The sequence below is a fragment of the Citrobacter sp. VF227 genome (assembly GCF_052950715.1).
Window position 1 is genome coordinate 1 of record NZ_JBRFVF010000035.1, and the last position, 2164, is coordinate 2164.

The following is a 2164-nucleotide window of genomic DNA, read 5'->3' on the forward strand; positions in this document are numbered from 1 at the left end:
GGCCGGGCATGATGCCCGCCGGGCCTTTCCTGTGGCATCGGGTTATCGTCTTACTCTTTTTCCACACTCACGGTGTACTGCACCAGTTCATGGCGGGCAGTCCCGGCCGGCAGGTCAGCCTCGCCCTCGAGACTTCCCGCCAGGATGTATAACCGGACCTGACCGCCGGGCCCCGCCAGACGAATGGCCCGCTGCTGCCACTGCGGCAGAACATCCCTGCGGTTCACCACGCTGTCCGTCACGGTCTCAAATACCTCACCGTTGTAAAAACGCCCTTCCCAGGACAGTGACAGGGGGGTCTGTTTACTGACCGCCGGACCGCCTTTTTTCAGGCGCACCCACACCCGGTCCTCTTTCTTCTCAAGGGTGTCCTGTTTACCGGCAAGCGTGGACAGCATCTGGCGGGAGGCCCGGTCTTTTTCTGCCTGACGCTGGTCGGTGTTTTTCTGGAAACGCTGCATGGCCGCCCGGGCCGTCTGCTCATCCAGCCGGGCGGTGCCGGTCAGGGTGTGCCGGACGCCTTCAGATAACAGCGTCTCATCCAGCTGAATATCGAGTTTTTCCAGCGTCTGCAGGACGGAGCGGGCATAATCCGCGACCATCATGCCCACCACGTAGCTGTCCTGCTCCTGTTCACTGAGGGGAGCCGGCGCCACGGCGGTCACGGGATGTTTTTTCCTGTCAGCGGTCACGTCAGGCGGGGGGACCAGGGCCTCCACCGCTTTTTTCTCCGGCACCGCAGGCGGGGTGACGGTGGCCGGGGTGACCGGCAGGGTGCCGGTACCTGTCGGGGTGTCCGGCGTATCCGGGGCACGGGATGGCGGCGCGTCTGCGGTGTTCGCCGGGGAAAGCGACATCGTCCCGGCGACCGGGGCGGGTTCCGGTGCCGGAACCGGCACGGCACCGGAAGCGGCCGGCTCTGCGGCGGCGAGTTTTTTCTCCAGCGCGGTCAGGCGTGACTCAAAATGCTGCCACTGCATGACCGGCGTCTCCTGTGCCGGGGGGGTGTCAGTCCGGGCCTGAGCCAGCGCGGAAAACAGGAAGGTCAGCGCAACCACGCGGCGCAGGCGCCTTCCGGGGGCGACGAACAAACGACGATGTGCAGCGCACGTTTCACCGCTGCCATCACAGGAACTGAGGTGATTTTTCATGGTGTCTACCGTTACGTTAACAAGTGGTACGGGGTGGTGTCTCTGCCGGTCCCGGTCAGGACCCAAACGGAAGATGCTTTTAAAAAGGGAGGGTTCCCCCTCCCTGTGAGTCAGAAGACCTGTCAGTGATTACTTATAGGCCACGGTGACGGTCAGCGCCCCTTCCCAGGACTCCGGGATGGTCGCCGCCGGGAAGGTCACTTTGGCAGAGTTGATACTGGAGTGAACACCGGCGGTTATCAGTGTATTCGTAGGAGCACTCCAGAAAGTATTTGATTTATGTCCAATTCTAGTGTAGTCCGGCGTTGCAGTAGCATAAGGTGTCGTGGCGAAATCCACGGACAGTTTCTGGTTATCCAGCGCTTTATTCACTGCCCTCAAATAAGCTGCGTTTGTAGGGGAAACAACTGGCTGATAGGTTTGTCCATTCCCATTAACGTCCATCTGACGGTAGTACGTAATTTTAGTATCACTGGTATGAAAACCTGTCATTAACGCCATGACTGTTTTGAACGTCATCTCCCCGTCCACGGTGGACGTGGTATCCGTCGCATCCGTCAGACCGGTCACCTTCACTTTGACTGTCTGTTCCGATGTACCCGCCCCGGCAGTGATCGTGTAACCGTCACCGCCGATGGTGATAACAGGCTCCAGCCCCGGTCCCCCGGTCGGCGCAAGATTCACCATATACCCGTCCAGCAGGACCACATCCCCTTTACCCGAGAAGTCAGCCGTCGCATCCGTCCCGGTCACTTTCCACTCCAGTTTGGTGGTGTCCCAGTCTGTCTGGTCTGCCCCGGTTTTCCACGCCCACGCCGGGTTGGTGTTGGTGATTTCCCCGTTCAGGGTGATGCTGTTATCGGCCGCCAGGTCACCTTCCGTGAACGCCGCCGACACGCTGCCGCTTACCAGACCCGCCGCCAGCAGAGCCAGTTTCAGTGCTTTCATTTTCATAATCCGTTTCCTTTTTCTCTGAGTCCGTTATTACTGATGGGTGACCGTGACACCGATGT

2 protein-coding genes are annotated in these 2164 nt (G+C 60.0%); both read right to left on the reverse strand.

The window, feature by feature from the left end:
- Positions 1-50: 50 nt before the first annotated feature.
- Positions 51-1151, reverse strand: a complete 1101-nt coding sequence (locus ACU8YC_RS24750; protein ID WP_446895927.1) for an FKBP-type peptidyl-prolyl cis-trans isomerase N-terminal domain-containing protein — start codon at positions 1149-1151, stop codon at positions 51-53.
- A gap of 129 nt (positions 1152-1280) precedes the next feature.
- Complete coding sequence (locus ACU8YC_RS24755; protein WP_446895928.1) at positions 1281-2105, reverse strand: F4 family fimbrial subunit; 825 nt, start codon at positions 2103-2105, stop codon at positions 1281-1283.
- Positions 2106-2164: the final 59 nt, after the last annotated feature.

Bases quoted from the DNA above. Each gene is read 5' to 3' on its own strand.
- ACU8YC_RS24750 (WP_446895927.1), bottom strand. From the start codon at position 1,151: ATGAAAAATCACCTCAGTTCCTGTGATGGCAGCGGTGAAACGTGCGCT.
- ACU8YC_RS24755 (WP_446895928.1), bottom strand. From the start codon at position 2,105: ATGAAAATGAAAGCACTGAAACTGGCTCTGCTGGCGGCGGGTCTGGTA.